The organism is Moorena sp. SIO3H5 (assembly GCF_010692395.1).
Lineage (GTDB): Bacteria > Cyanobacteriota > Cyanobacteriia > Cyanobacteriales > Coleofasciculaceae > Moorena.
This window is the reverse complement of the sequence record NZ_JAAHHS010000832.1, coordinates 1-1,018: the sequence shown is the minus strand read 5'-3', so window position 1 is coordinate 1,018 and position 1,018 is coordinate 1. Positions and strand designations below refer to the sequence as shown.

General features: G+C 39.7%; 2 protein-coding genes. Both read right to left on the bottom strand.

The features are described from left to right. Window positions 1-694, bottom strand: a 694-nt coding sequence (locus tag F6K52_RS36860; RefSeq protein WP_293090261.1) for a PP2C family serine/threonine-protein phosphatase, incomplete at its 3' end; no start/stop codon positions are given. 15 nt (window positions 695-709) lie between these two features. After that, window positions 710-1,018 (bottom strand): VWA domain-containing protein (locus F6K52_RS36855; protein WP_293090258.1); only part of this gene is annotated, 309 nt, incomplete at its 5' end.

Sequence of the window (1,018 nt, the reverse complement as noted above, 5' to 3'; positions counted from 1 at the left end):
ATGTTTTCCTGAGAGACTCAAGCTCAGAGTTCCACCAGGGTATTGGTTTCCTTGAAGATACCTCCGTTTGGAGAGTGTACCTGTCAAGAGCCGTGCGCAGGAGGCTAGTCAGCGCTCTGGCGCACCTGTCGAGGTCCGTCTCCTCCGCTATAAAATTAACCTGGATAGATTTAAATTCAGTCTTCATTTCTGACCGAGCAGAAGTTGAAGTAACAAAGGTAGTTTCATTAGCATATTCTCCTTTGTTTGGCATAAATAGTAGGTCATAATCTGATTTATCCTGAGTTTGCACCACTATTAGTCCATCGCCTATTTGCATTGCTGCCAAACAACTTGGAGTAGTGACGAAAACTATTAAAGTACAAGCCAAGTCATCTAATGAACATTGCAGTAAACTTGCCTTTTTTCCCAAAGAGTTGATAACTCTATCTAAAACCCTTGAAAATAATTCCTCAGTATGTTTTTTGTTGTTTGGCAGAAATTGTGAATTTTCTCTGATGTAAGCGATCGCCTGTTCTACTGCAATTTTAGAGCCTTTGTCCGAATACCTGGCACTACCAGCACCGTCCGCAACAGCACCAATAACTACATCCTGTTCAAACAAATAATCATAATAAGCATAATCTTGGCAAGGAATACCCCTTTTTTTATGACTTATGCCCGTTACACTGCATGAAACTATTTTCCAAGGCATTGTTTAGACTCCTGTTTAAGCCTGTTTTTTCTTCCATCCACTAAAATCGGCTAATTCTATCTGCTCGCCAATTTTTTGGCGAGAAGTTTGTTTTACAGAGTCACTCAACCATTTGAATAACTCTTTAAATTTCAAACCATCAAGTGGTAATGGAGGAGTATCTAAAGGAGCAATCTCTCTCAGCTTTGTTATATTTGCATCTTTAACTGCGATCGCATAAAAACTCAATTTGCGATCACCAGCAGCTTTCCTTACTTTTTGCGCTGCATTTTGATATTCATCAGTTGGTTCTCCATCCGTAATTAGCAATACCCAAGGTTGATA